The sequence below is a fragment of the Sphingobacterium sp. UBA5670 genome (assembly GCF_002420705.1).
Taxonomy (GTDB): Bacteria; Bacteroidota; Bacteroidia; order Sphingobacteriales; family Sphingobacteriaceae; genus Sphingobacterium.
Genome location: NZ_DIIM01000005.1, coordinates 127,371 through 153,520, shown reverse-complemented (window position 1 = coordinate 153,520; position 26,150 = coordinate 127,371). Strand labels below are relative to the sequence as shown.

24 protein-coding genes are annotated in these 26,150 nt (G+C 39.5%); 10 read left to right on the top strand and 14 right to left on the bottom strand.

Annotated features, from left to right (window positions below):
* The first annotated feature begins 1 nt into the window (after nucleotide 1).
* The 4 genes from B3C94_RS06200 to B3C94_RS06185 all read left to right on the top strand — a co-directional run bounded on the left by B3C94_RS06200 (nucleotide 2) and on the right by B3C94_RS06185 (nucleotide 2,972).
* Nucleotides 2-916 carry a glycosyltransferase gene (locus B3C94_RS06200; RefSeq protein ID WP_293900615.1) on the top strand — a complete coding sequence of 305 codons (915 nt, stop codon included), beginning with the start codon at nucleotides 2-4 and terminating at the stop codon, nucleotides 914-916.
* Nucleotides 917-919: 3 nt separating this feature from the next.
* Nucleotides 920-1,675, top strand: a complete 756-nt coding sequence (locus B3C94_RS06195) for a glycosyltransferase family 2 protein (RefSeq protein ID WP_293900612.1) — start codon at nucleotides 920-922, stop codon at nucleotides 1,673-1,675.
* The gene (locus tag B3C94_RS06190) at nucleotides 1,675-1,890 is read left to right on the top strand and encodes a DUF3820 family protein (RefSeq protein WP_293900609.1); all 216 of its coding nucleotides are present in this window, start codon (nucleotides 1,675-1,677) and stop codon (nucleotides 1,888-1,890) included. The genes B3C94_RS06195 and B3C94_RS06190 overlap by 1 nt, the downstream gene beginning before the upstream one ends.
* 95 nt (nucleotides 1,891-1,985) lie before the next feature.
* The gene (locus B3C94_RS06185; RefSeq protein ID WP_293900606.1) at nucleotides 1,986-2,972 is read left to right on the top strand and encodes a rhodanese-related sulfurtransferase; all 987 of its coding nucleotides are present in this window, start codon (nucleotides 1,986-1,988) and stop codon (nucleotides 2,970-2,972) included.
* A 126-nt stretch (nucleotides 2,973-3,098) separates the two neighbouring features.
* Here B3C94_RS06185 and B3C94_RS06180 read toward each other — a convergent pair whose 3' ends face one another.
* The 5 genes from B3C94_RS06180 to trmB form a co-directional block, all read right to left on the bottom strand.
* On the bottom strand, nucleotides 3,099-3,794 hold the full coding sequence (locus B3C94_RS06180) for a DUF937 domain-containing protein (protein ID WP_293900603.1): 696 nt from the start codon (nucleotides 3,792-3,794) through the stop codon (nucleotides 3,099-3,101).
* Nucleotides 3,795-3,918: 124 nt separating this feature from the next.
* On the bottom strand, nucleotides 3,919-5,445 hold the full coding sequence (locus B3C94_RS06175; protein WP_293900600.1) for a DUF5689 domain-containing protein: 1,527 nt from the start codon (nucleotides 5,443-5,445) through the stop codon (nucleotides 3,919-3,921).
* A gap of 28 nt (nucleotides 5,446-5,473) precedes the next feature.
* Nucleotides 5,474-7,018 (bottom strand): SusD/RagB family nutrient-binding outer membrane lipoprotein, encoded by a 1,545-nt coding sequence (locus B3C94_RS06170; protein WP_293900597.1) that lies wholly within the window; start codon nucleotides 7,016-7,018, stop codon nucleotides 5,474-5,476.
* A gap of 12 nt (nucleotides 7,019-7,030) precedes the next feature.
* A complete protein-coding gene (locus B3C94_RS06165) occupies nucleotides 7,031-10,297 on the bottom strand; it encodes a SusC/RagA family TonB-linked outer membrane protein (protein ID WP_293900594.1) in 3,267 nt (1,088 codons plus the stop codon).
* Between the two features lie 647 nt (nucleotides 10,298-10,944).
* Complete coding sequence (trmB, locus tag B3C94_RS06160; RefSeq protein WP_293900591.1) at nucleotides 10,945-11,601, bottom strand: tRNA (guanosine(46)-N7)-methyltransferase TrmB; 657 nt, start codon at nucleotides 11,599-11,601, stop codon at nucleotides 10,945-10,947.
* Between the two features lie 201 nt (nucleotides 11,602-11,802).
* On the opposite strand from trmB, the gene fcl reads away from it, so the two are divergent.
* Nucleotides 11,803-12,744 carry a GDP-L-fucose synthase gene (fcl, locus tag B3C94_RS06155; protein ID WP_293900588.1) on the top strand — a complete coding sequence of 314 codons (942 nt, stop codon included), beginning with the start codon at nucleotides 11,803-11,805 and terminating at the stop codon, nucleotides 12,742-12,744.
* 16 nt (nucleotides 12,745-12,760) lie between these two features.
* Here the strand turns inward: fcl and B3C94_RS06150 are convergent, their stop codons facing one another.
* From B3C94_RS06150 to B3C94_RS06140, 3 genes are all read right to left on the bottom strand, one after another.
* Nucleotides 12,761-13,261 (bottom strand): hypothetical protein, encoded by a 501-nt coding sequence (locus tag B3C94_RS06150; protein ID WP_293900585.1) that lies wholly within the window; start codon nucleotides 13,259-13,261, stop codon nucleotides 12,761-12,763.
* Nucleotides 13,251-13,670, bottom strand: coding sequence for a hypothetical protein (locus B3C94_RS06145; RefSeq protein WP_293900582.1), 420 nt, complete (start codon nucleotides 13,668-13,670; stop codon nucleotides 13,251-13,253). The genes B3C94_RS06150 and B3C94_RS06145 overlap by 11 nt, the downstream gene beginning before the upstream one ends.
* A gap of 185 nt (nucleotides 13,671-13,855) precedes the next feature.
* The gene (locus B3C94_RS06140; RefSeq protein ID WP_075990249.1) at nucleotides 13,856-14,125 is read right to left on the bottom strand and encodes a YtxH domain-containing protein; all 270 of its coding nucleotides are present in this window, start codon (nucleotides 14,123-14,125) and stop codon (nucleotides 13,856-13,858) included.
* A 235-nt stretch (nucleotides 14,126-14,360) separates the two neighbouring features.
* On the opposite strand from B3C94_RS06140, the gene B3C94_RS06135 reads away from it, so the two are divergent.
* Nucleotides 14,361-15,905 carry a YifB family Mg chelatase-like AAA ATPase gene (locus tag B3C94_RS06135; RefSeq protein ID WP_293900578.1) on the top strand — a complete coding sequence of 515 codons (1,545 nt, stop codon included), beginning with the start codon at nucleotides 14,361-14,363 and terminating at the stop codon, nucleotides 15,903-15,905.
* On the opposite strand, the gene B3C94_RS06130 is transcribed toward B3C94_RS06135, so the two are convergent.
* Genes B3C94_RS06130 through rsfS form a run of 4 tightly spaced genes read right to left on the bottom strand, consistent with a single transcriptional unit; the run spans nucleotide 15,902 to nucleotide 19,735 of the window.
* A complete protein-coding gene (locus tag B3C94_RS06130; RefSeq protein WP_293900575.1) occupies nucleotides 15,902-16,525 on the bottom strand; it encodes a rhomboid family intramembrane serine protease in 624 nt (207 codons plus the stop codon). The two genes, B3C94_RS06135 and B3C94_RS06130, sit on opposite strands and share 4 nt — an antisense overlap.
* 7 nt (nucleotides 16,526-16,532) lie before the next feature.
* A complete protein-coding gene (locus B3C94_RS06125) occupies nucleotides 16,533-17,180 on the bottom strand; it encodes a LutC/YkgG family protein (protein ID WP_293900572.1) in 648 nt (215 codons plus the stop codon).
* Nucleotides 17,181-17,235: 55 nt separating this feature from the next.
* Complete coding sequence (gene ftsH, locus B3C94_RS06120) at nucleotides 17,236-19,317, bottom strand: ATP-dependent zinc metalloprotease FtsH (protein ID WP_293900569.1); 2,082 nt, start codon at nucleotides 19,315-19,317, stop codon at nucleotides 17,236-17,238.
* Nucleotides 19,318-19,360: 43 nt separating this feature from the next.
* A complete protein-coding gene (rsfS, locus tag B3C94_RS06115) occupies nucleotides 19,361-19,735 on the bottom strand; it encodes a ribosome silencing factor (RefSeq protein WP_293900566.1) in 375 nt (124 codons plus the stop codon).
* A gap of 47 nt (nucleotides 19,736-19,782) precedes the next feature.
* Between rsfS and B3C94_RS06110 the strand changes: the two genes are divergently transcribed.
* The 4 genes from B3C94_RS06110 (at nucleotide 19,783) to pfkA (ending at nucleotide 24,119) form a co-directional block, all read left to right on the top strand.
* On the top strand, nucleotides 19,783-20,553 hold the full coding sequence (locus tag B3C94_RS06110; protein WP_293900563.1) for a biotin--[acetyl-CoA-carboxylase] ligase: 771 nt from the start codon (nucleotides 19,783-19,785) through the stop codon (nucleotides 20,551-20,553).
* A gap of 155 nt (nucleotides 20,554-20,708) precedes the next feature.
* Entirely contained in the window at nucleotides 20,709-21,158 is a 450-nt protein-coding gene (locus B3C94_RS06105) for a protein-disulfide reductase DsbD domain-containing protein (RefSeq protein WP_075990253.1), read from the top strand.
* 86 nt (nucleotides 21,159-21,244) lie between these two features.
* A complete protein-coding gene (locus tag B3C94_RS06100; protein WP_293900556.1) occupies nucleotides 21,245-22,951 on the top strand; it encodes a protein-disulfide reductase DsbD family protein in 1,707 nt (568 codons plus the stop codon).
* 193 nt (nucleotides 22,952-23,144) lie between these two features.
* Nucleotides 23,145-24,119 (top strand): 6-phosphofructokinase, encoded by a 975-nt coding sequence (gene pfkA / locus B3C94_RS06095; RefSeq protein ID WP_293900553.1) that lies wholly within the window; start codon nucleotides 23,145-23,147, stop codon nucleotides 24,117-24,119.
* A 107-nt stretch (nucleotides 24,120-24,226) separates the two neighbouring features.
* On the opposite strand, the gene B3C94_RS06090 is transcribed toward pfkA, so the two are convergent.
* Nucleotides 24,227-24,673 (bottom strand): hypothetical protein, encoded by a 447-nt coding sequence (locus B3C94_RS06090; RefSeq protein ID WP_293900550.1) that lies wholly within the window; start codon nucleotides 24,671-24,673, stop codon nucleotides 24,227-24,229.
* Nucleotides 24,674-24,973: 300 nt separating this feature from the next.
* Nucleotides 24,974-26,113 carry a TlpA disulfide reductase family protein gene (locus B3C94_RS06085; protein ID WP_293900547.1) on the bottom strand — a complete coding sequence of 380 codons (1,140 nt, stop codon included), beginning with the start codon at nucleotides 26,111-26,113 and terminating at the stop codon, nucleotides 24,974-24,976.
* Between the last annotated feature and the right edge of the window lie 37 nt (nucleotides 26,114-26,150).

The following is a 26,150-nucleotide window of genomic DNA, read 5'->3' as shown; positions in this document are numbered from 1 at the left end:
CATGAACAGTATTGCTCCAGTCATACTTTTTGTCTATAATCGTCCCAATCATACGATAAGAACGCTTACAGCCTTAGAAAAAAATAAACAGGCAGACCAAACGACACTTTACATCTATTCGGACGCAGCGAAAAACGAAAACTCCATCGACGCAGTTGCCGAAGTCCGGAAAATTATCCATAAACCCTGGAACTTCAAGCAGGTTGTCATCGTAGAACGAGCGGAAAATTGGGGTCTCGCCGCCAATGTGATCGATGGTGTTACAAAAGTGGTCAATGAACATGGGAGGATTATTGTTTTAGAAGATGACCTGGAAACTGCTGTGTTTGCCCTGGATTACTTCAATCAAGCACTCACGCATTATAAAGATGAAGATCAAGTCATGGAGATCAGTGGATACGGTTACCCATTGAAGGACTTAAATAAGCTGCCTGAAACATTCTTTTTTCGGGTCGCCAATAGTTGGGGCTGGGCAACCTGGGATCGTGCATGGAAACATTTCAATCCTAATATTGATGAACTCGTGTCAGACTTTACAGCAGAACAAATTCATCAATTTAGTATCGAAGGAAAAGAAAACTTCTGGAAGCAGGTCCAAGAATTTAAAGCCGGAAAAATCAATTCTTGGGCGATACGCTGGTATGCTTCAGTATTCAAAAAAAATGGCTTAGTTTTGTATCCGAGGAATTCGATGACACAAAATATCGGCAATGACGGCTCAGGCACACATACCGCTTCTGAATCGACTTATCAGGTCAAATTAGCGGAAAATCCGGTAAGTTATTTTCCAGCGGAAATTTCGGAAAACAAACAAGCTTACGAAGCCATCAAGTATTTCTATGCACACCGGAAAGGATCTTTATTCAATCGTGGCATCCGATTCCTCAAAAAGAAAATTAACGAATTCAACAAATAAAGTATGTCTGCTCATCCTAAATTTTCGATTATAACTGTCGTTTACAACAATGTGCGTGACATAGAACACACCCTGAAATCGGTTGTCAATCAAAGCTATGATCATATAGAATATATTGTCATTGATGGACAATCAACTGATGGAACATTAGAGATCATCCAAAAATACAGGGATAAAATCACCGTTCTACTCTCCGAAAAGGATAAGGGGATCTATGATGCAATGAATAAGGGATTAGCATTAGCAACAGGTGATTATGTTCTTTTTTTAAATTCCGGAGATGAGATTTATGATCTGAATAGCATTGAGAACCTCGCCAAACTGAGCGATAATGCCGATATTCTTTACGGCGAAACGATCCTCGTAGACGACAATCGGAATATTATTGGTGAACGGCGGCATAAAGTTCCGGCTCATTTCGACTGGAAAAGCTTTCGCTATGGTATGAATATATGCCATCAGGCCATCTATATCAAGCGTGAAATTGCCGAGCCATACGATCTCAATTATAAATTATGTGCTGATATTGACTGGGTTATTCGTTGTGCCAAAAAGGCAAAAAAAACGATCAATGCACAGCAATATGTAGCCCGGTATCTTGTGGGCGGGATGTCAAAACAAAGACATAAGGAATCCCTGAAAGAGCGCTTTGCTATTTTCAAACACTACTATGGGACCATTCCCAATTTATTCAATCATGGCATCATCGCACTAAAAGCGGTTTGGCACCGTCTTAATTATGGAAAACCTCAAGACTAATGTTGAATCCTGAAATTTTAACCGAGCTTGTTACAGTCAAGATGCCATTTGGCAAATACCAGGGATACACCTTATGTAATCTTCCTGAGCCTTATCTTTTGTGGTATAACCAAAAAGGCTTTCCAAAGGGAAAACTAGGCCAGCAGCTAGCGACACTCTATGAAATAAAGCTTAATGGCTTGGAATACCTCCTCGAACCTTTGAAGAAAAGGTGACGAAGGTCATTTTATTCCACTTATTATTTTTTGTAGCTTTGCACTAAATTTATTTTTAGCATTAAACGCCGTTTGCAGCGGTATCAATGAATATCATGACACAATATCAAACTTTGCTGTACTATTGTTACAGCCCTATCGAGGATGCCGAAAAATTTGCATCAGATCACTTAGAATTTTGTAAATCACTGGACTTAGTCGGTCGTATCATTGTAGCCGACGAGGGTCTAAATGGTACTGTTTCGGGCACTGTTGAGGCTTGTAAAAGCTATATGGATGCCATTTATGCCGATGGTCGTTTCAATAAAACAGAGTTCAAAATTGACGCTGTAGATGAACCATCCTTCATTAAAATGCATTGCCGTTACAAAGCCGAAATCGTTCACTCTGGCTTGAGAGATCCAAAAGAAATTGACCCCAACCGTCAAACCGGTGTGCACCTTGAACCCAAAGATTTCTTAGCGATGAAAGATCAGGAGGATGTGGTTGTATTGGATGTACGCTCAAATTACGAGCACAATGTTGGTCATTTTAAAAATGCCGTTACTCTAGATATTGACAATTTCCGCGAGTTCCCAGAGAAAATCAAAGAGCTTGAACAATATAAAGGAAAAAAAATATTGACGTACTGCACAGGCGGTATCAAATGTGAGAAAGCTTCTGCTCTTTTGTTAAAAGAAGGCTTCGAGGATGTATATCAGCTACATGGCGGAATTATTAAATACGGGAAAGAAGCAGGTGGAGAAGATTTCGAAGGTCAATGCTACGTCTTCGACAATCGTGTTACTGTCGATGTAAATTCGGTCAACCCATCCGTGGTATCGACTTGTTTTAACTGTGGCAAGCAAACCACCAAAATGATCAATTGCGCCAACCCAACTTGTAATGAACATTTCACACAATGTGATGAGTGTGGCTGGGAGATGGATGGATGCTGTTCGCCAGCATGTAAAGAAAATCCCAATAAACGTGAATATGACGGTACAGGATATTATGTTAAAGTTCCTCAACCTGTCAATATTGATAAAATCAGCAAAAGAAAACATAAAAATTTTCCTCCGAAAGTATCGGTTGAAGATTAATAAGAATTGGACAAAAAGTATGAGGTCGGAAGTGTAGAACTTCCGACCTCATACTTTTTAGAATCTGTATCATCTCCGCTTAAGCTCATGCTCGCTTTTCCAAAACAAATAATAGCTTAACACAGCTTATTTTCCAAACATACCGGCGATTGAATCAAGAATATTGCCCTTCGCCTGTCCATCGTTATTTTTATCAAAAAAACTGCCTGCTAGTCCACCCAACATGTCCGTAATGCTACCTCCCGCTGTGGGCTGCTCCGTTGTTTGCGCTTGTTCTTCTTGACCACCGCCCAAAAAAGAGCCTAAAATACCCCCCAACATACCGCCACCTGCATTCTGTTGTGTTCCACCTCCTAGCACAGAACCGATCAGATCGCCAATACCACCGCCACTTGAAGCCTGCTTTTGTTGCCCTAAATATCCCATTACGATAGGAGCCAGTGTGGCCAGTACCCCTGTTACCTGTGAAGAACTCAAGCCTGCTTTATCCGCAATATTCTGGGTTACTACTTCGGTATTTTGACCAAACATATGGTTGACAATCTTATTCCCGTCTTCAGAACCGGCTTGATCAGCTCCTCCCTGTCCAAATAGATCGCCAATTTTATCGAGTATACCACTGTTACTATGCTGATCAATAGCATTGTCAATATTTTCCGCTTGCCCTTTGTTTTTCGCATTGTAATTTAATGCTGCAATCATCAAAGGAACTGCTGCCGCTACAATCCATTTTGCCTTAGATTCACTGACACCAGTAATTTTTGAAATAGTCTCTATCGCTTTAGAGCCTACTCCACCTGTAACTAAATCTGTTAAGTTCATAAGTCTTCGTTTATAGTTATATAATGAAGATAATAAAAATATGTTTTAGCTTTACCAATTTTTGGAGACCGACATACCATCAATATAATCAATAAAGGGGCCGCAGCCCCTTTATTGATATAATCTATTGTTCAATTTTCGTTGATAATTCATTTTCGATTTCGCTCAGCGTAGAAGCCTTGGTCATCTCGATATTATTCTGGGATCGAGCAGAAGTCCATCGTGCTAAAGATGTGTTATAGACACCTCCTAAACTAACAAAATAACCTACGTCAGCTGTATTATATTTTAAGAAGATATTATTGGTTCCCGCCATAAAAAAAGGTTGTGACTTTAAGGATAGTGGATCGATAACGTCATAAAAATCATTGTTTGTAATACGGTAACCTTTCGTTCCATCTGTCAATGCACCGCCACCAGAGATATACATAACATCCACAGGTTTTGTTGCTTCTGTCACGGCCGTCGTATTAAATACCGCTATTCCAAATGCGTTACCACTATTAGCCATGAGTCCGCCTGTTTTGGTCCCAATACCATCGAAACCATCCTTGGCAACATAATCATAATTTACGACCCAATTTGCATTCGAAATATCTGTTGAACTCGATCCATTGATCAATTTATATTTTCCGCCTACATAGAAATACTGGCCTTTTGTAACAGTTCCAGAAGTAATATTCAGCTTATAAGTTCGCATTCCACCTGTCGCCCAGCCTTTCGCAGGAACACCTGTTGGCGTAGATGCATTCGCATTATTACTAACAATAACAGCATAAGGAGTTTTTGAAAAATCGATATCTTCAATGGCTAAAAGTTGAATATATTCATAGTTTCCATCCCCACCTTTTACATCGCTGGCAAAACCAGAAATAGCCACAGGGGTGTGCTCAATCACCGAACTCAATTCCTGAATATCCGATTCTTTACGCAAAACCTCATAAGGGATAAGTTTTCCCTCTGAATCCTGTTTGTTAAAGATCACCCCAAAATAATTTGCCAAAACACTTAGATTTCTCTTAGCAAACTTTGCCGATGATTTGGTCTCCAAATTTAAATTACCAAACCCATCATTCAGGGTTTTCTGTCCCTCTAAAATGTCTCCAGCAGCAGGCAATGGATTAAAACCACCTTTTACGATCGCAACCAACGTACTTTCATATTTATCTGGATTTGCCAAAATATCTTTTGCAGTCACACGATTATTGGGGATTGGCTTATCTGAAGCGATCTTTACGATATTTGATTCAGCGACGTTTTTCAGCTGAAGAATGCCATTTTCCCTTGTTAGTTCGCTACCAACAATATTGATTTCCAACGAATCCCCTATCACGTAATTTTCAGCAGCCTTTCCCAAAGGTATTGTTATACCACGCAGCTGGTTCAAGCGCCTACGATCTTGGATGACTAAGTATCCCTCAGGAAAGTTTCCTTCGCGATGATCGGAAACAACGACACCAGCAATTGTTGTAGATCCATCCAGATTATCTTTACTAATTTGTACAGGCTGTCCTTTATAAATGTTCCTGACGTCAAAAACACCAATATATGAACTAACTACACCCCCAGGATAATTTCCTTCCTTGCTACAAGAAACAAGTGCTAGCGAGCCCATGAATCCTGCTATTATATAAAAAATATATTTTTTCATTATCTACGCGTTAAAATTAAGAACCGAATTATGGTCTTTGCCACCAAACTTTCGTACTAATGACATCCTGACCTTGTGCTTGCACAGCCAACTTATAATTCGTTGGATTTGCCGACTGAACATAAATCGGATAATTTAGTCTTGCCGGCATCTCACCATTATTTTTCAAACCTGTTCCCTTAGGCAATTTCGGATAGCCAGTTCTTCTAAATTCAAACCATTGCTGACAGTCTACAAATAATAAGGCATAATACTTCTGTAAATGAATCATTTCCATCTTTTTCTCAAAACTGTAGCTGTCGTCCCAATTTATATCGCCATTATTTAAGTAATCTTCAACAGATTCGGTATAAGTAGGCAGCCAAGTTGTGATCCCTTTCACCACCCCGTCTTTATAGAGATCTCCTGGTTTATCCGTATAGAAACCTTTTAAAGCCAACTCAGCTTTAATAAATTGCACCTCTGCACAGTTCATAATCATACCTGTCAAAGGCTCATTCATCATCGTTCTAACCGCAATATTATTGACGGTTTGATCGTAAGAATAAAAGTAAGATTGTTTTTCCCATCCCTCACCAGGAGCATATCCACTTGGAACCCCTACAAAATTTCCACTCACAGGGGCAATACCCAGTCGATTGACACCATTAGAGCCGTAAGTAGGAATATTTATACGCGGATCATTCCATGCAACCAGATTATCAATAAAGAAACTCCCTAAAGAAGGTGTTCTAAAATCCTGTGCTCGCACATCCATAAATGGAGAAACAAAAGGAATAGTTCCGGTCCATCTCAATATAGCCGAATCATCGTTACTTGTCATAATCGGATAAGTAGATGCATTATCAACTAAAATATCGGAAATTTTGGCTTTCACATAGTTAGCTACTTCGGCATCCTGTTTCCCCGATACCCGTAGTAATAGCCTTAAGAAAAGTGAATTGCCAAACTTCCGCCATTTACTGATATTGCCTGCATAAATAGGATCATATTCTCCCTTTATACCCGTATTTTTAGTCAAAAGCGCATTCGCAGAGTCAAGCTGCCTGAAGAGATCCATGTAAATGTCTTTCTGAGCATCGAATTTTGGCTCAAGAATATCATCACTCTGCCCCTTTAATGCTTCACTATAAGGTATATCGCCGTAAGTATCCGTCAATATAGAGAATATCCATGTTTTCATGATCAATGCAATCCCCCGATAGGAAGCATTATCATTCATTCCACCATCCGCAAGCTTATAAATTTCGTTGATATTGTTCAGCTCTGGATATAGTGAATTCCAAGGGCCATCTGCAACAGTATTTCTAATATCATAACGAAAAATACGATATTCTCCATCGCCAATATTCACGGTAACCTGCATCAATTCATTATTAAATGAACGATTTCGTGACATATTTGAGGCTACCGCATCCCTAAATGCTGCCTGCATAAATTGATAGGGATAGGCATTTATACTATTGTTGGGGTTTGTATTGATTTCCTGAAAGTTCTTATCACAAGAATGCAGTAATACTGTTAATGAAAGGAAAAGAATACCTAATCCAAGAAGTTTTATAGTTGATTTCATAATGAATTAATATTAAAATCCAACGACTAAATTAACACCGTAAGTTCGTGTAGAAGGGAATTGAGCTATTTCAAAGCCCTTCACAATATCTGTCCCAGATAATGTTCCAAACTCAGGATCAAAGTTTGGCCAATTAGACCAGATGACCAGATTTCGTCCGTATACCCCAACAGATGCTTTTTGCAGTTTTAAACGATTGACAAAAGTTTTGGAAAAAGAGTAATCAAATCGGGCTTCTCTAAATTTGATAAAATTTGTGGAAAAGGTACTACCTTCAGCGTTATCCTGTCCATAATGTGAACGGTAGTACTCGTCGATATCCGTCGCAATAACATCGTTTTTCCGATAAGTTCCATCTGCATTTTGAACGACACCATTTCCTATAATTCCACTATAACGTCCGGGCAGCGTATTCTTTGTTTTTCCCTGCTCAGCTAATTTGTAATGGGTCAAAGAATGTGAAACACCACCAAATTGCGCATCAAACAACAAGTTCAATCGGAAACCTTTATATCTAAATTCATGACCTAAACTTACTTTTCCTTTTGGAATGGTATTTCCAAGATAGACAACTTCATCAGTCAATAATGCAACACCAGTATTTGCGTCATAAACGATTTGTCCATCTGGCGATCGCTTATATCCAATGCCATACAAATCGCCCATGGATCCACCAACTTTAGCAACAAGCTGTCCTCCGGCAACAGGTCCAGTTTGCAGGATCATTGAAGAGTCCGCTAAAGACATAATTTTATTCTGATTCATGGAAAATGTAGCAAAAACCTTCCAGCTGAATCCATCTTTAATCTTAATCGGCATACCATCTACCGCGAGTTCAATCCCTCTATTTCGTACCTCACCGGCATTCACCATCTTATATCTCGCGCCTGTAGATGCATCAACTACGCGTTGTAGTTGCTGATTAGAAGTATTACTTTGATAAACTGCCAAATCAAAACCAAAACGATCTCTAAACATCCGAACCTCCGTACCCAATTCGACTGAACGAGTTCGTAGGGGTTGCAAATAGGGATTTACAATAACCGAAGGTATCTGTAAACCACCTGGATACTGTGGCCCTGAAGTTTCATAGGATGCATCAATCATATAAGGTTTATTTCCCCCATTTCCAACACCTGATACGGAACCTCTCAATTTTGCATAATTAATAATACGAGGTAATTTCCATACTTCAGAAGCTATAAAACTTGCATTTAGAGAAGGGTATGTAAAATAAGTCCTTTTATCTGGAGCAAGCGCCGAAGCCAATGTACTTGCCCAGTCAACCCTATAAGTCCCATCCACAAATAGAAAATTTTTATAGGCAGCGGTAAATAAACCATAAAAACCATTTCGTTGTTCGTGGCTCCTATAGGGTAGGCTAAGCACCTGACCTTTTGCATTCGCCATGGTATAAACACCGGGGTAGGTTAACGAATCGGCTCGCATCTCATCTTTATTGTAGCGATTATCGTTCGTACTACCACCAACTGTTGCTGAAACCTTCCAATCTTTATTGATTTCTTTATCATATTTCAGTAAGAAATCTAATGTCGTCTCATGGGAAAATATCGACTGTGTACGGTAGCTACCGAAAGGCATTTTTGCACCGGCATCATAAGGTCGCTTTTGTTCTCTGTTCTCGTAGGCCATATCCATGGAACTACGCAACATTAAATTCCAATTCTTATTAAACTGATAGCTTGCCTGAACATTCCCTGTGATTCCATGCCTATTCATCCCATTGATAAATTCTCTAGATATCGCGAACGGATTTTCAGGATAAGAAGAAAATGGATATTTAATCTTCTGTCCTTCTGAACCTTGCACCCAATAATCTTTTAACCAATTCATATCCGCATTGGGTTGCCAAAAAATAAACCAATACATTAGCGACTGATTTCCATATCCAGCCCCGGGTAAATTGTCAGACCATTTATTGGTATAATTTACTTTCGCATTAATTTGCAACTTATCACTGACCTTAGAGTTTACCGACAAAGCCACTGTGTTACGTTTATATCCTGTATTGGGAACGATCCAAGTATTATTTACATTTGTTGCCGAGAACCGAGCTGATGTCTTATCCGTTCCACCATCGATACTGACTGAATTAGTAAATGTTTTACCAACATCAAAGAAAGTTTTCAAGTTATCATACGGCTGCCAAAGTGTTCGTTCCGTTCCAACTTTCTGTGTAGCGGGGTCATATTGATAGAAATATTGTCCATCAAATTTAGGTCCATAGGCCGAACTAGTTCCAGATGTACTAGCACCATCTTCTGTTGTACCGTAAGAGTAATAATTCGAGCCTGCTAATCCTTGCCCATACTCATATTGCAAGTCAGGCATACGGTTAATTGCTTCCAATGAAGTATTCGAATTCACCGTAACACCTATTCCCTTTTTCCCTTTTGCTCCAGACTTCGTCGTAATCATAATAGCACCATTTGCCCCACGCTGTCCATACAAAGCTGCCGCACTCGCCCCTTTTAGTACAGTCACATTTTCTATATCCTCCGGATTGATATCGTCAATGCCCGAACCGTAATCAGCGGGCATATTGTCAGATCCTGTTCCATAGGTGCTTTCACCCTGATTAGCCGTTCTACGACCGCTACCATCATTTACAACAACTCCATCTACAACAATCAGAGCTCCTTTATCGCCATTAAGATCAGCTTCCCCTCTCAAGATAATCTTGGTCGAACCAGTCGGACCCGCATTTGAGCGCATGAGATTCAATCCCGCTACTTTTCCCGATAACGCATCACTCCAGTTGTTGGAAAGTGCATCGGTTAATTGTTCTCCTTTTACAACAGTAGTCGCATATCCTAACTCTTTCTCTTGTCGTTTAATCCCCAATGCAGTAACAACGACCTCATCAAGCGCTTCAGATGTCGGATTTAACCCAATATGAACGTTGGCTTGAGTGGCCTCGTAAGTCTTTGTTTGAGCCTCATAACCAATCATCTGAAAGCGAATTTTCCCGCCGACTTCGATATCTACTTCAAAATTTCCGTTCCGATCCGTAGAACCCTTCGTCACTCCGCCTGAAAGTATCGATACTGAAGCCAGTGGCTCCTTGGTTTTATTATCTACAACTTTTCCTTTGATTTTAATCTTCCCTTGATTAAAATAATGAAAAACGCCGTGGCCCTGTTCTAATGGAACCGATGCCCCAGCTACATCCATATTGCAGGCAATCAATAATGCTGCAAATAGCACTTTCGAGGAGGAGTGCCGCAGATTAATTTGGATAGGGTTAATACTAAACATAGTTATTGGTGTAAATTGTTAATTTTCAATTTGGCACAAAAATATATCCCTAACAAAAAGTTTGCTTTAACTTAATGTTTTCTTTTTGTTAACAATTATTTCGAATAGTATTTCTTTTCATCACACTATTACGGTTTCAAATTTTAATAAAATGCTTAGAAGCCCACTTTGGCGGGAATTTCATGCATTAGGCACGCTTTTAAGCGACATCTCCTTGGTTATTTTTTATTTTCAAATCGAAAATAATTAATAATATTAAAAAAACGAAATAAATCGAAATTATTTAAAAGTGCATATTAAAATAAAAAAACGAGAGTAAACACATCCTAAAAGACACCTAATAGCGATAGAAAGACCGCTAAACCGAGGGATTCAAAAGGAAGTTTTAAGGAAATCACTTAGTTCATCAAGCACCTATTTAGTATTTCACATGGATACTGTATCCACACTGCAACAATACGACAACAATACTGGAAGCATATGACAACTTCCTCGCATAACTAAAACAAAAGAATAGCTATTAATAGGCATCGTTGCCAAGCTAAGCTTAAAATCGAGCGATCAAAGCTTTAGTATCCCCACCTGCTAAAAAACAAATGAGCCCAAACTTTCGTTTGGGCTCATTGCTAAGACAAAAATTTTGACACTTAGGCCTGTTCGAAGCTCCACTTCACATAGTTAATGTTCTTGTCATGCGCCAGATACTTCCGTTCGTAGTATGTTTTAATAGACAAAACGTTATCAACCAAGTCTGAATGATAAAGATCGGTTGTCTCTTTATATTTCTTTAAATTCTGTATCCCAATCTGCTCCAGTGTGTAGGCATAGAAACCATCATTATCTGTTTTCAAATTCATCATTCCCTCAGGCTTCATAATGATTTTATAACGGTCCAAAAACTTCGGCCCAGTCAATCGTTTCTTCTCCCGGCTATCCTGTGGTTGTGGATCCGGAAAGGTTATCCAGATTTCATCAATTTCATTTTCAGCAAAATGTTCAAGAATAGTCTCAATTTGTATCCGAAGAAAAGCAACATTTCGAATTCCATCCTCCAAAGCTGTTTTGGCACCACGCCAAATACGATTACCTTTAAAATCGATACCGATGAAATTTTTCTCTGGAAACAATCTCGCTAGATTAACAGTATACTCACCTTTACCACAAGCAAGCTCTAAAACAACTGGATTATTGTTACCAAATTGCTTCTCAGCCCATTTTCCTTTATATTCTTTGCCTGCGTCGAGTTGGATTACATTTTCAAAAGTAGCAACTTCAGCAAATTTACGTAGTTTGTCCTTTCCCATTTTTTAATAAATATCCCGCAAAAATAACCTTATATTCCCGCTAAAAAAAATAAATCTGAAGGACAGCACCAATACCGTCTGTTACGGAACAATCCGAAGTCCAATAGCACACATATGAATGAATAAATAGCATTCATAAGGGCGAATTATATTGCATATAAAAAGCAATTTATCTAAGTTTGCAGGAATCAATAACTTATCGTGGAGAAAGACGCTAAAATTTATATAGCTGGCCATCGTGGAATGGTAGGATCAGCGATACATCGCAAATTATCGGAGCTTGGGTACGACAATATTGTCACACGCACATCCTCCGAATTAGATTTACGTAACCAGCAGGCGGTCGCTGACTTTTTCGATCAGGAAAAACCGGACTATGTTTTCTTAGCCGCAGCCAAAGTTGGAGGGATCATGGCGAACAATACCTATCGCGCTGATTTTATCTATGAGAATATGGCTATACAGAATAACGTCATCAAATCTTCTTACGATAATAAGGTTAAAAAATTAATGTTTTTAGGTTCAAGCTGTATCTATCCAAAAATGGCACCACAACCTTTGAACGAAGATTTGCTACTTACCGGCACACTTGAGCCAACAAACGAACCTTATGCGATTGCCAAAATTGCAGGGATAAAAATGGCAGAAGCTTTTCGTGATCAATATGGTTGCAACTATATTTCCGTTATGCCGACGAATCTTTACGGAATAAACGACAACTACCATCCACAGAATTCACATGTCTTACCAGCATTGATCAGGAGATTTCATGAAGCAAAAGTCAATCAGCTTCCTGAGGTTGTTATCTGGGGGACAGGGACTCCCTTAAGGGAATTTCTTTTTTCCGACGATTTGGCAGATGCCTGCGTCTTTTTAATGAATAATTATGACGAGAAACAATTTGTCAACATAGGCATTGGCGAAGATTTAAGCATTAAGGACCTTGCCGAATTGATTAAGGACGTCATTGGTTATAAAGGAGCAATCTCATTCGACAGCTCCAAACCCGACGGAACACCGCGAAAACTCATGGATGTAACAAAATTACATGCATTGGGCTGGAAGCATAAAGTTAATCTCCGCGAAGGTATTCAATTAGCTTACGAGGATTTTTTGAAAAAAGAAGCAAGTGCTGCTGACTGAACTTAATAGGACAAGATTAATAGGTTTCGCTATAGGAAGGAATTCCATATTCATTTACCTCGTCCTTTATAATAGCAGCTTCAGTTTGTGCACCTTTATTCTTCTTCTTTTTGGGCCGAATAAAGCTTGTCAGCTTACTGATTAGGCCGCTAATTTTATCTTGATTGATTTGACCAACAGCGCGTTCCGACAAGAGTAACATTAATGCCTTCTTGAGAACTCCGGTATTTTTTAAAAACAGTCTATTCATAATAAAAGGCACACCAATACGTAAAGTCTTCGTCAGCCAATCAGAATCTGGATTGTTACTTTTGGAGAATAGCTGTTGAATAATATTTACCCCCGGGATATTGTCTTTTAATGAATTAAAAAATCGAATTGGAGCCTCAATTTTATTATTTAACAACGTAAATTGGGTCTTAAGGTATACTTCCTGTTCATTCTTAAGCGCCTTTAAACGGGATATTTCAGCTTTCAGCTCCTGGAGATTACGTATTTTAGTCTGTTTATTGTTCATTTGTAGCCCTTTCTCTATCAAGTTTGTCCTTATGCAATTCTTCTTCTTCCTCCTCGATCTCATCGTTCCATTTAGCCAAAAAACGACGAATAGAAAGATCCATAAATTTGGATTCCAGCATAGGTTCAAATACCCGTATTAAGATAATAATCACTAAAAAAATACCTGCTGTTGCCAAAAAGCCCAATGAGTAGCTTCCTAATAACTCGCCGAGCCAAAAGCCCAGAGCCAAACATAAAAAAAACAGGACAAATAAAGTGAATATCAATTTTGTCGCATCAACGACAAGACTTGCTATCAATCGAGACGATCGTTCGATTGTCTTTAATTTGACAAGTTTAAATTGGGAGTCAATGTACTCTTTGGTTTTTTGAAAAGTACCGCTAAGTGAAAATTTTTCTTCTTCCATGCATCTTAAAATTATTCAGGCTATTTCAACGTTTAGCTTAAAAACGAACTATATTGCAGCTTAATGCCCACATCTCTCCACACTCAAAATTATAAGGAGAGATCAATTATCGTAAAACAGCTATACCTAGAAATAGCCTGATGATATGTATTCTACACCAATTACTCATCTGAATAATCTGCGAACTATGCATGTTCGATGATATCATCATCAAGCACTTCTTCGGTCTGATTTAATTTTCCTTTCAATGTAGAAACAATCTTCTCTTTAAAATCATTCAATTGATCGAACTGTTCTTCCGCTCTCTCACGAATAGCATCACTCAAATCGCTTAACGAATCATTGATTTTATCTCTCGTATCCGACCCCTTGTCTGGAGCAAATAAAACTCCTAGAGCTGCACCTGCAGCAAGACCCGCTAACAACGCCAAAGCTACTTTACTTGTGTCATTCATTTCTTTTTCGTTTTAATTTCTAATTCTATTACGATGAATCTAGCCCTCGTTAATAATACAATTAACAAAGCAAATCGTTTGCCAAATACTGCATTTAATCTATTATTTACGAGAAACTACATCTTACAATATAATCATTTTTTGACAAACTTCGATTGACTCTCAATAATTCACCAAACGATTATTAACCCATCGGTTTTTTTTAGTATCTTTAAATCAACCTATTATAAGAATTATGCTTAATAAAACCTATTGCAGCGCTGTTTATGGAATCAATGCATGTACAATTACCGTTGAGGTGATCGTGTCCACAGGTCTGCATTATTATATTGTAGGACTCCCTGACAATGCCGTAAAAGAAAGCCTAAGACGTGTCGAAAGTGCCATTACTTCCTGTCAGCTTCACATGCCACGCCAAAAAATTGTTGTCAACTTGGCACCTGCAGACATGCGAAAGGAGGGCTCCAGTTATGACTTATCAATTGCAATAGGCATATTAGCCTCCTCCGGACAAGTAACGAGCAAACACCTGGAAGATTACCTTATTTTGGGGGAATTATCGTTAGATGGAAGCATTAAGCCGATACGCGGGGTTTTACCGATCACCTTACAAGCCCGCAAGGAGGGCTTTAAAGGGCTCATACTGCCCCAAGAAAATGCAAAAGAGGCCGCTATTGTAACGGATATCGATGTGATCGGCGTAGAAAATCTGGCCCAAGTGATTGCATTCCTAAACGACACAACGACAATTCAGCCAACAAAAGTTGATATCCAATCCTATTTTCAGGCCGATGCCATTAGCTATGATGTCGATTTCTCCGATGTCCAGGGACAGGAAAACATTAAAAGAGCGCTGGAAATTGCGGCTGCAGGCGGTCATAACCTGATCTTGATAGGCCCTCCAGGAGCAGGGAAAACTATGTTAGCAAAAAGGTTACCCACCATACTGCCCCCGCTCAACATGAGCGAATCATTGGAAACCACCAAAATACACTCGGTATCCGGCAACCTGAAAGCTAAAGATTCCTTGCTGACTACACGCCCATTTCGTGCTCCGCACCATACACTATCGGATGTAGCTATGGTAGGTGGGGGTTCCAATCCTTTACCAGGTGAGATTTCTTTATCCCATCATGGTGTATTATTTCTTGATGAATTGCCAGAATTTAAGAGAAGTGTTCTTGAGGTCATGCGACAGCCACTTGAATCACGCCAGATTACTATCTCGAGAGCAAAACTTACAGTAGACTATCCAGCAAGTTTTATGCTTGTAGCCGCCATGAACCCATGTCCTTGTGGTTATTTCAACCATCCCGAAAAAGAATGTATCTGTGGAAGCAATACTGTGCAACGCTATTTAAGCAGAATATCAGGACCACTTTTAGACCGTATCGACCTGCACGTCGAAGTCACTCCAGTACCATTTGACGAGCTGAGCACCAAGCGTATGGCCGAAGATAGCAGCACTGTACGAAGACGGGTCATTCAAACACGTGAAATTCAGAAAGAACGTTTTAATTCCTTTCCCGACATTCATTGCAACGCGCAAATGAGCACACAATTAACAAGAGAAATATGTCAAATTGATGCCTCTGGAAGAAAGTTGCTTAAAACGGCTATCGAACGCCTGAGCCTATCCGCAAGAGCGTACGACAGAATATTAAAAGTAGCACGCACAATCGCCGATATGGAACAGAGTGAAACCATCGCAAATCACCATATCGCAGAAGCAATCCAATACAGGAATTTAGATAGGGAAACTTGGGGCGGAAAATTTTAGAACTGCGCCAAACAGTGTTTAATAACCCAAGGAAAACAGATAATCGTCAAAATTAGTCCCGATAAAGCGCCAAAGAAATGGGCATCATGGTTTATACCATCTTGTCCTTTTTTGGATGCCCAGATGCAATAGCCTAAGAATAAAAATGCAAACAGGTAAGCTGGCATAGGTATAATCATCATCACTCCAATAGTCACTTTCGGATCAAAAAGGATATAGCTAAACAAAACAGCACAGATAGCACCGGAGGCGCCTAAACTGTAATAGCCGTGATTATTCTTCTGCTGAATAATTGTTGGTATATCACTCAATATTAAACTACCTATATAGATGACGGCAAATAAGAGATGTCCATAGGGACTTGCCTCAGCGAGTATACGCTCCAAACCAAATGCAAAATAATAGAAGGTCAGCATATTAAACAACAGATGCCCCCAATCCTTGTGAACAAAACCACTGGTCAGTATGGTATATACATTCCGTTTACGCACAATACTATAAGGGTGCAGCATCAGTTTGCCGAAAAGTTGCTCATGTGAAAATGTATAGATACTAGTAGCGAGGGTAAGGACGAAAATAATACTCGCCACAGGCATGTGTTGTAAATAAAATAATAACATAAGTGTTCTAGAATCTATCTTCTAAAAGTAAAACGTAAAATTCTTTTGGCCCATGTGCACCCAAGACTAACCTTTTCTCAATATCTGCTGTCCGAGACGGACCTGTAATCGTAGAGATCATTGTCGGGATTTCTTGACCATAGCGCTTTTGCATGTAAGCTAGAGCATCTTTGAGATCCCAAACCAATTGAGAAGCTTTAGCAATGACAATATGGATTGGAGGATATATACTTAGCCTACGTCCAGAAGCATTTGCATTACTCACCATCACGCTGCCATTGCGAGCAATTAATGCCTCGCATGATGTGATGCTAGCATTTGCCAATTCAAAATCTTTCTCCGTTTTCAAAAAAGGAAAACCATATGGACTGAGCAGATTTTGTACACCTTGCTCCCAAGCGTATATATTTTTAATATCATTTTCCTCAGTCAGTGAAATCAAATTTTCTATCAGACCGATCTCACCATCGCAATACAGGAACTTGCCACCCGCAGCAGTCAGTTCGCGAACAAAAACAATATCCACCAATTCATCCTCTTCTTTATAAAGGGGTGATTCTTTGAAATTGGGATGTGGATTATCATTCTTTTGCAGTAATGCCTGACGTACCCGTTTTAACATTACCTCCTTCGCAGTTGCGTTCTTCACGTTCATGGCGCAATAGTATATAAATGCAGCGCTAGAAGGCTCTAGCGCTGCAACATTCAAATTAATTCAAATTATTTGACGGATTTTCTGAACTATGACCTTCACTGGATCTCGCTTCGTCGGGGTGAACATCCAACGGCAGATCAGTCTGAGGTACACCGCCACCATCAGCACCATTCACAAATTCCTCGTAAGTAGTTTTCGTTTCAAATGGTCTTTTACCTAATATCTCTTCCAGATCGGATTGAAAAAGAATTTCTTTCTCCAACAGCTTTTCAGCTATTTTGATCAGTCCTTCGCGTTTATCCAACAATAACTGTTTGGTACGTGCATAGACATCGTTGATCAAATTACGAACTTCAGCATCAATTAACTCTGCCGTTTTGTCAGAATATGGTTTTTGGAAAGATGCTTCAGAGCTATCTCTAAAAGAAACGTTTCCCACCTTATCATTCATACCATAGATGGCAATCATCGCGTAAGAAAGCTGTGTGATACGCTCCAAGTCATTTTGAGCACCTGTTGATATTCTTCCGAAAGTAATATCTTCAGCTACACGACCACCCATCGTCATACATAAGCTGTCTATAAGCTGCTCAGTAGTATATAAGAACTGCTCACGGGGAAGATATTGTGCATATCCCAAAGCAGCAACGCCACGAGGCACAATAGACACTTTCACCAATGGATCAGCATGCTCTAAAAACCAGCCGGCAATAGCGTGCCCAGCCTCATGATAAGCAACAATACGTTTTTCTTCTGGAGAGATGATCTTATTCTTTTTCTCAAGACCTCCGATCACACGGTCAACCGCATCCTGAAAATCCTGCATATCAATTTCCGGTTTATTTTTACGAGCCGCTATAAGCGCCGCCTCATTACATACGTTTGCTATTTCCGCACCGGCAAAACCAGGAGTCTGTGCAGATAATTTTTTTGCATCGACTTCAGCAGATAACTTCAATGGTTTTAAATGCACTTTAAAAATTTGCTCACGGCCAATCAAATCCGGTTTATCAATAGAAATTTGACGGTCGAAACGTCCAGGACGCAATAGCGCTGTATCCAATACATCGATACGGTTTGTCGCAGCTAAAATAATAACTCCTGAATCAGTACCAAAACCATCCATTTCAACCAATAGCTGGTTTAATGTATTTTCGCGTTCATCATTTCCTCCCATCATCGAGTTTTTACCACGAGCACGACCAATAGCATCGATCTCATCGATAAAAATGATACACGGAGCTTTCTCTTTAGCTTGTTTAAACAAATCACGAACACGAGATGCCCCCACCCCGACAAACATCTCTACAAAGTCAGATCCGGATAGTGAGAAAAACGGCACTTGAGCTTCACCAGCTACAGCTTTAGCCAATAAAGTTTTACCTGTTCCCGGAGGCCCAACAAGTAAAGCGCCCTTCGGAATTTTACCGCCCAAATTTGTATACTTACGTGGATTCTTTAAGAAATCCACAATTTCCATAACTTCTTGTTTTGCCTCTTCAAGACCGGCGACATCATTAAATGTGATATTGATCTGGGATTCTTTATCAAACAATTGAGCTTTTGATTTACCAATATTAAAAATCGCACCGCCGCCGCCGCCGGCACCACCGCCCATACGACGCATCAAGAAAATCCAGATTGCAGCCAACACCAACAATGGCAGCATAAACGTAACAAACCAACTCGCCCACGGGTTAGAGCGGTCATCATAGGTCAATTGAACCTTTGGTGTTCCGGGAGCCAACTCCGCTTGCGACGCAGCTAATTTCTTTTCTAAAACGTCAGGAGAAGCATCCTTAAAAATATATTGCGGCCCCTTCTCCTCCTGTCCTGATAGACTTGGAAGAGGATCAGCGGTTTTTGTAGCATCTTTAAAACTTGGGTTATCTTTCCAGCCCTTTTTTAGATAAACCTCCACCTCCACAAGATCATTCTTCTTGTAGGCGACAAGGCGCTCTACAGAGCCTGTATTCAACATGCGCGTTTCAAAATCACTATAGCTAACTTCCTTAGCTGGGTTTTCTCCAAAAACGTATTGTAAGGCAAAAAAACCTAAAAACATGGCAATCATAAGCCACACAAAATTAAATTTTGGCGGTTTCGGGCTTACCTTACTACTCGGGATTTTTTTCATTATATCGTAATTATATTTCTTTATAAATTTTTAATTGAGGCAATTAAGCGCTTTGAAAATGCTGTATCTCTGCATCTCCCCATAAATCCTCTATACCGTAGTGCGCTCTTTTTTCGGTCTTAAAGATATGTACAACCACATCCACAAAATCCAAAATCAACCATTCTCCATTTGATTGTCCTTCTTTAAATTGGGGTTCTTGACCAAACGCCTTATAGACTTCTTCTTCGACACTCTTTGCTATCGCATTGACCTGAATGTTAGAATCGGCATGACAAATCACAAAATAATCAGAAACAGAACTGTGAAGATCTCTTAAATCCAAGCGAACGATTTCGTTTGCTTTCTTTTCCTGCATACCGTAAACGATAATTTCTGTTAGACGTTGGGACAATTCTGAACTTTTATTTTTACTCATTAAAAAATGTGATAGTTTTGACTTAATATTTATTTAATACTTTCAGTTTGCAAAATAACAATATTTCGGGACTTATCATCGGTCAAAATACAATATATCTTGACAAAGTCGCCTCTACAAACGATTATCTTAGAGAATTATTGTCAAATTTCAAGCCACTAGCAGAAGGGACTGCCATTTTAGCAGAAGAACAATTCCAAGGCAAGGGGCAACGAGGGAGCACCTGGATCAGCGAACCCGAAAAAAACCTGACGACTTCCATTCTCTTAAAACCTCATTTTCTGCCGATTGCACAACAATTTGCGCTTTCCGCCACAATCGCCATTGCAACCGTCAATTGGCTGAAAAGCAAAACCGAGCAGCCTGTAGCCGTAAAATGGCCCAATGATATTTACGTCAATTCAAAGAAAATCACAGGCATTTTAATAGAAAATAAATTAAAAGGCAGTAAAATAGACCACGCTATTATCGGCATTGGTGTAAATATTAATCAAATTAATTTTGACACAGCAACAACAATAACCTCGCTTGCCTGTCTGACCGATCGACAAGATTACAACATCAAGGAGCTTTCACAGGAATTGTTCCAATTCATCCAACAGGAGTACCTGACCCTGTATAAAGAGGGCGCTCAACAACAGTTAAACCGCTACAACGAACTTTTGTTTTGGAAAGGGGAAGAAAAACCATTTCTCATCGATGGTATCCGGAAAATCGGAATCATTCAACAGGTATCTAGTGAGGGGAAACTATGCATTCTCCTTGAAGACACCCTTCGCGAATTTGATATCAAAGAAATTACACATCTTATTACTTAATCTTTACAAAAAAAGGATAGCCCATTTTAGAATTGTCAAACCTTTGTTCTAAATTTGTCAACGGCGTGATTAAACCTTTATTTACGCGAAGAATCAAAGACAATAACACACTGCAATCATTGTAGCGGAAAAAGGAAAGAATAAATTAAATTCGGATGAAAAAGTTAATACTGTTAATGACTGCAGTAATTTTCGCAGTTACGGGAGCATTCGCTCAGATTCACAAACCTGTAAAATGGACTGTGGCCAGCAAAAAGTTAAATAACAAAGAAGCTGTAGTTTATGTAAAAGCTACAATCCAAAATGGATGGCACATTTATTCACAAAATGTGAAAGATGGCGGGCCAATTCCAACTTCTTTTACATTCGCTAAAGCTGCCGATTATGCACTGGTCGGTAAAACTGCAGAGCCAAAACCAAAAGTAAAACACGAGGATGTATTTAAGATGGATGTTGGTTATTTTACAAACGAGGTAATTTTTCAGCAAAAAGTGACTTTAAATAAAGGAACAGCTACAGTTAAAGGTACTGTCGAATGGCAAGCATGTGATGCCTCACAATGTCTTCCTCCTGACGAATATGCTTTTGCTGTGACAATCAAATAGTAAAAATGATTCTACACGGATAAATAAATAAGGCGATTCTCATCGCCTTTTTTTATTTTTGACCATAACATCAGAAATTCATACGCATGTTAAAAAACACATTCATTCTACTTCTAATTGCTTTTTTCAGTCTTTCTTTAACGACAACAACTTTTGCATCTGTACAAGATAGCTTAATGAGTACGGAAGGACTTCAATTTGAATCCTCACCCGACACTTCAACAGCTGCTGAAGCAATTCCCGAGGACCTAAATTTTACCGCTTCCCCCGACACAACAATCAGTCAAGACAGCAGCAAAATAGCTCCAGCTAAAACAGCGCTATCTTCCGATAGTCAAGAAGCTGGCAAAAAGTCACTTTGGAGCATTTTTATTGCCGGATTAGTCGGCGGTTTTGCTGCGCTACTGATGCCTTGTATATTCCCAATGCTTCCCCTTACAGTGAGCTATTTTACAAAACAGGCTGGAAGCCGAGCAAGTGGAATTAGTAAAGCTCTCCTCTATGGTCTCTTCATTATCGTGATTTATGTCGCTTTAGGGATGATCATTACGATTGCCTTCGGCTCGGACGCCTTAAATGCATTATCAACGAATGGGATATTTAATTTCCTCTTCTTCCTGTTGTTGGTTGTTTTTGCTGCGTCCTTTTTTGGTGCTTTTGAAATCACGTTACCGAGTTCTTTCGTCAATAAAATGGATGCCAAATCCGACAAAGGCGGTCTTGTAGGACTTTTCTTTATGGCATTCAGCCTTTCACTGGTCTCGTTCTCTTGTACTGGCCCCATTATTGGCACCTTATTGGTCGAAGCGGCCTCAAAAGGAGAACGATTAGGTCCAGCAGTTGGTATGCTCGGCTTTTCGATCGCACTTGCGATTCCTTTCGGATTATTTGCCATGTTCCCTTCGATGCTAAAATCTCTACCAAAATCTGGCGGATGGCTAAACTCGGTAAAGGTAGTACTTGGCTTCTTAGAACTTGCACTTGCACTAAAATTCCTGTCGAATGTAGATTTGGCTTACCACTGGAATTGGCTGGATCGAGAAGTGTTCTTATCGCTATGGATTGCCATCTTTAGCATGATGGGCTTATATCTTATTGGAAAGATTAAGTTTTCACATGACAGCGAATTAAAATTCCTCTCCGTACCAAGAACCATTCTAGCTATCATTGTATTCTCGTTCGTTGTCTATATGGTACCGGGACTATGGGGGGCTCCCCTAAAATCTATTTCAGCGTTCTTGCCACCTTCGGCAACACAGGACTTTGACCTGTCGGCTGGAATAGCAGCTGCTCCTACACATACTGATGGTAAAGTCAAAAAATACGCCGAAATTTTTCACGAACGCGGTACACCAAAAGGATTTGATCCATACTACGATTATGAAGAGGCCCTTGCCGCTTCTAAAGAACAAAATAAACCAGTATTGATAGATTTCACCGGCTGGAACTGTGTAAACTGCCGGAAAATGGAAGCAAATGTCTGGACTGACCCTGCCGTTGCCAAACTATTGAAAGAAGAATTTATTATGGCTGAATTATTTGTTGATGATAAAACAGAATTACCTGCAAACGAACAATTTGTTTCAAAATATAGTGGAAAAAAAATCAAAACTATTGGGAATAAAAACAGTGATTTTCAAGCCTCAGCTTTCGACAGCAATTCACAACCTCTATATGTCATTGTAGATGCATCAGGGGCAGTTTTAGTTCCAAAAACAGGTGCAAATTATAACGTTTCAGAGTATACCAGTTTTTTGCAAAGTGGAATTGATGCTTTTAAGGCAAAGAAATAGTCCACCTACAATAAATAGCTATTCAGGCGCAACGATAAATAAGGCGATTATTAAATTTGCATTATCTTTTATGCAAGCTTAGATGAATTGCACTATAAAAAGCTATTGCTTATTTGTAATCACGTTATTCGCGATTTCTAATAACGGAAATATAATTGTATATACGCTTAAAAATAGCTAAGTTTGAGTACGTATGAGTAACATTAAAAAAATTGCTGTTTTGACATCTGGAGGAGATGCTCCAGGAATGAATGCTGGTATCCGCGCTGTTGTTAGAGCGGGCATCTACAATAATCTTGAGGTATTTGGGGTACGCAGAGGCTATGATGGTCTAGTTAATGGTGAGATTATCCCTATGGATGCTAAATCTGTAGCCAATATCATACAACGTGGTGGTACCATCTTAAAAACTGCCCGTAGCGAGGCCTTCAAAACTATTGAAGGACGTAAACAGGCGTATGAAAATTTACGCAGCCACGGTATTGATGCCATGGTTGTCATCGGTGGCGATGGTACATTTACCGGAGCATCCAAATTTATCGAAGAATTCGATTTTCCCATCATCGGCCTTCCAGGTACAATTGACAACGATTTGGCCGGTACAGACTTTACGATCGGTTATGATACCGCCATTAATACAGTTATTCAAGCCGTAGACAAAATCCGTGATACAGCAGAATCTCATGACCGACTTTTTGTGATTGAAGTAATGGGCCGTGACTCTGGTCTTATCGCAGTCCGTTCAGGTATTAGTACCGGCGCGGAAGCTGTTCTGGTTCCTGAGTTTGAGGTCGACTATGATGCCATCATGAAAAGGCTTGACAAAACACGTAAAAATAAATCTTCCCGTATCATCATTGTCGCTGAAGGTGACAAGGAAGGCGGAATGGTTGTTTCGGAAAAAATCAAGGAAAATTTCCCGCATTATGACGTTAGATTATCTATCTTAGGTCACATTCAGCGTGGTGGAAGTCCAACATGTATGGATCGTGTATTGGCGAGCAGACTTGGCGTTGCAGCAGTAGAAGCACTACTTAAAGGTCGCAGGGGGGAAATGGCAGGACTCATCTGCAGTGAAGTAAGATTCACTCCTTTCAAAAGTGCCATTAAACATAATGTAAAAATGAATGAAGATTTACTCCGTATCATTGAGATACTCTCTTTGTAAATCACATATACCTACTTCAGGTAATAATAAAAACGAGTATACACCGCAATGTATACTCGTTTTTTTATTTGAGAAACTAACATGCTCTCCGATAAACTGTCAAAATATTATTTAAGCAAATTTTTCAGGTATTCTTCAGATACCGGTGGCAATTGAATAACCTGTCCCGTTTTTGCCATTGAATCAGCAAAATGATTCGTGCTACTGATAGCCTGCTCATAGGCTTTGATTACCGGTTCAGATATATGCAGCACTTTAGGATCCTTAAGATCAACACGATATTGATTGTTTTCCAATCTAACATGCTGGTAAAAACGATATGCTGCAGCTTTCAATAAACCTAGTTCTTCCTGCGACAATTCATCGATTCTGGCATTAGGTGGGAGTGTAACATCAATAAAGGTCGTATCCATAGCCAATTTATCAATAGAATGGTCCAAAGGAACCGCATGCAGTGCCTCCAAGTTGACAACAGGAATTCCTTTATTCCGATCGCCACGACAAGAAATAAGCATAGTTCCCAAAAATACACTCCAAATTATTGTTTTATTCATCGCTAAAATTTATAATTGTCCTCGCTTCAAAAATGGATACCCTTCCATGCTTCTACAGACAAAAAACCTCAAATACCCTATATTTCTGTGCTAAATAAGCTGGAAAGATTCATCAGTTCTCCCTTTGTCATAAATGAAGATAAAGTTAGCAAATTCGTCCTACTTTACCGTCAATAACGACAATATACAATGGTAAAAGCTATAATAGGAAAAACCAAAAAGAGCCCCTAAAATATAAGCTCAATTTACATTTGCTTAGATTTAGGGGCTATCCAAGTGCCTAAAGGCAAAAAAAATAGTTTATTTTAGCAATTCAGCTAATTTTGCTTCCAAAGCTTCACCTCTTAAGTTTGAAGCGACAATTTTACCTGACGGATCAATTAAGAAATTTTGGGGAATACCACGCACCTCATATAATTTCACCGGGGCCGATTTCCAGCCTTGTAAATCCGAAACATGAGGCCACTGTTGCAAGTTATCATCATGGATGGCTTTAATCCAAGCATCTTTTTTACCTGGATTGTCTAAAGAAACGCCAAACACGGTAAATCCTTTATCTTTGAACTTATTGAATGCGGCAACGACATTAGGGTTCTCATGACGGCAAGGACCACACCAGCTTGCCCAAAAATCCAATAGAACATACTTACCTCTCAAAGAAGATAAAGAAATATTCTTACCTGTTGTATCTGGCAACGTAAAGTCTGGTGCGACCGAACCAACAGCAACCGCTTTGAGTTTCTGAATACGCTCCGCCAGCTCTTTCCCTTTTTCAGAGTTTTTCAATTCAGGAGACAACTTTTCAAAGGAAGTCACATATTCATTGACGTTCTCACCACTAACATTCTCTGATAGCAAATCCAAGGTATACCAGCTCTTTGGATTTTTGTTGATAAACTCAGCATCTGCTTTTTCCATTTTTTCGGAAATCTCACCAGCCTGTTTCTGCAAGCCTTCAATGAATTTAGGATCCTGTTTTTGAGCTTCCGAAGCAGCGTAATATTGTTGGTTCAAAGCTTCGAATGCATCCGTATGAGGCTTTACAAATGCCTTATACTGCGTCAGATCATCATTGAGAGCCGTACCCGATATCGTTGCATTTTTGAACCCTTTGGTTGCATCAACTTTGATAACTCCTTTAGAAAGATACAACTGTGCAGTTTCAGGTTGTTTTTGACTATTTCTAAGTTCGGCAAAAGATAAACCCTCTGGCGAATAGATCATCATACCTTTAGTTGGTGAAGCCACCTGCCCGTTGAACTTAAACTCACCTTTTACGACCGTTGCAGAATCTGTTTGACGAGTTCCATTAGCGGCATATTGCATAAACACTTTAGCTTTGTCCGAAGTTGTGCTTACTTTTCCTGTAACTGTGTAGCTTTCTTGCGCCATTAATAAGGCTGGTAAAAAGCTTAAACCCATAAATATTCCCTTTTTCATAATTATATACTTCCCATAAATGTAAAACATTTCCGTT

Coding starts and splice junctions, on each gene's coding strand:
- B3C94_RS06200 (WP_293900615.1), top strand. CDS start 2: ATGAACAGTATTGCTCCAGTCATACTTTTTGTCTATAATCGTCCCAAT.
- B3C94_RS06195 (WP_293900612.1), top strand. CDS start 920: ATGTCTGCTCATCCTAAATTTTCGATTATAACTGTCGTTTACAACAAT.
- B3C94_RS06190 (WP_293900609.1), top strand. CDS start 1,675: ATGTTGAATCCTGAAATTTTAACCGAGCTTGTTACAGTCAAGATGCCA.
- B3C94_RS06185 (WP_293900606.1), top strand. CDS start 1,986: ATGACACAATATCAAACTTTGCTGTACTATTGTTACAGCCCTATCGAG.
- B3C94_RS06180 (WP_293900603.1), bottom strand. CDS start 3,794: ATGAACTTAACAGATTTAGTTACAGGTGGAGTAGGCTCTAAAGCGATA.
- B3C94_RS06175 (WP_293900600.1), bottom strand. CDS start 5,445: ATGAAAAAATATATTTTTTATATAATAGCAGGATTCATGGGCTCGCTA.
- B3C94_RS06170 (WP_293900597.1), bottom strand. CDS start 7,018: ATGAAATCAACTATAAAACTTCTTGGATTAGGTATTCTTTTCCTTTCA.
- B3C94_RS06165 (WP_293900594.1), bottom strand. CDS start 10,297: ATGTTTAGTATTAACCCTATCCAAATTAATCTGCGGCACTCCTCCTCG.
- trmB (WP_293900591.1), bottom strand. CDS start 11,601: ATGGGAAAGGACAAACTACGTAAATTTGCTGAAGTTGCTACTTTTGAA.
- B3C94_RS06150 (WP_293900585.1), bottom strand. CDS start 13,261: ATGAACAATAAACAGACTAAAATACGTAATCTCCAGGAGCTGAAAGCT.
- B3C94_RS06145 (WP_293900582.1), bottom strand. CDS start 13,670: ATGGAAGAAGAAAAATTTTCACTTAGCGGTACTTTTCAAAAAACCAAA.
- B3C94_RS06140 (WP_075990249.1), bottom strand. CDS start 14,125: ATGAATGACACAAGTAAAGTAGCTTTGGCGTTGTTAGCGGGTCTTGCT.
- B3C94_RS06135 (WP_293900578.1), top strand. CDS start 14,361: ATGCTTAATAAAACCTATTGCAGCGCTGTTTATGGAATCAATGCATGT.
- B3C94_RS06130 (WP_293900575.1), bottom strand. CDS start 16,525: ATGTTATTATTTTATTTACAACACATGCCTGTGGCGAGTATTATTTTC.
- B3C94_RS06125 (WP_293900572.1), bottom strand. CDS start 17,180: ATGAACGTGAAGAACGCAACTGCGAAGGAGGTAATGTTAAAACGGGTA.
- ftsH (WP_293900569.1), bottom strand. CDS start 19,317: ATGAAAAAAATCCCGAGTAGTAAGGTAAGCCCGAAACCGCCAAAATTT.
- rsfS (WP_293900566.1), bottom strand. CDS start 19,735: ATGAGTAAAAATAAAAGTTCAGAATTGTCCCAACGTCTAACAGAAATT.
- B3C94_RS06105 (WP_075990253.1), top strand. CDS start 20,709: ATGAAAAAGTTAATACTGTTAATGACTGCAGTAATTTTCGCAGTTACG.
- B3C94_RS06100 (WP_293900556.1), top strand. CDS start 21,245: ATGTTAAAAAACACATTCATTCTACTTCTAATTGCTTTTTTCAGTCTT.
- pfkA (WP_293900553.1), top strand. CDS start 23,145: ATGAGTAACATTAAAAAAATTGCTGTTTTGACATCTGGAGGAGATGCT.
- B3C94_RS06090 (WP_293900550.1), bottom strand. CDS start 24,673: ATGAATAAAACAATAATTTGGAGTGTATTTTTGGGAACTATGCTTATT.
- B3C94_RS06085 (WP_293900547.1), bottom strand. CDS start 26,113: ATGAAAAAGGGAATATTTATGGGTTTAAGCTTTTTACCAGCCTTATTA.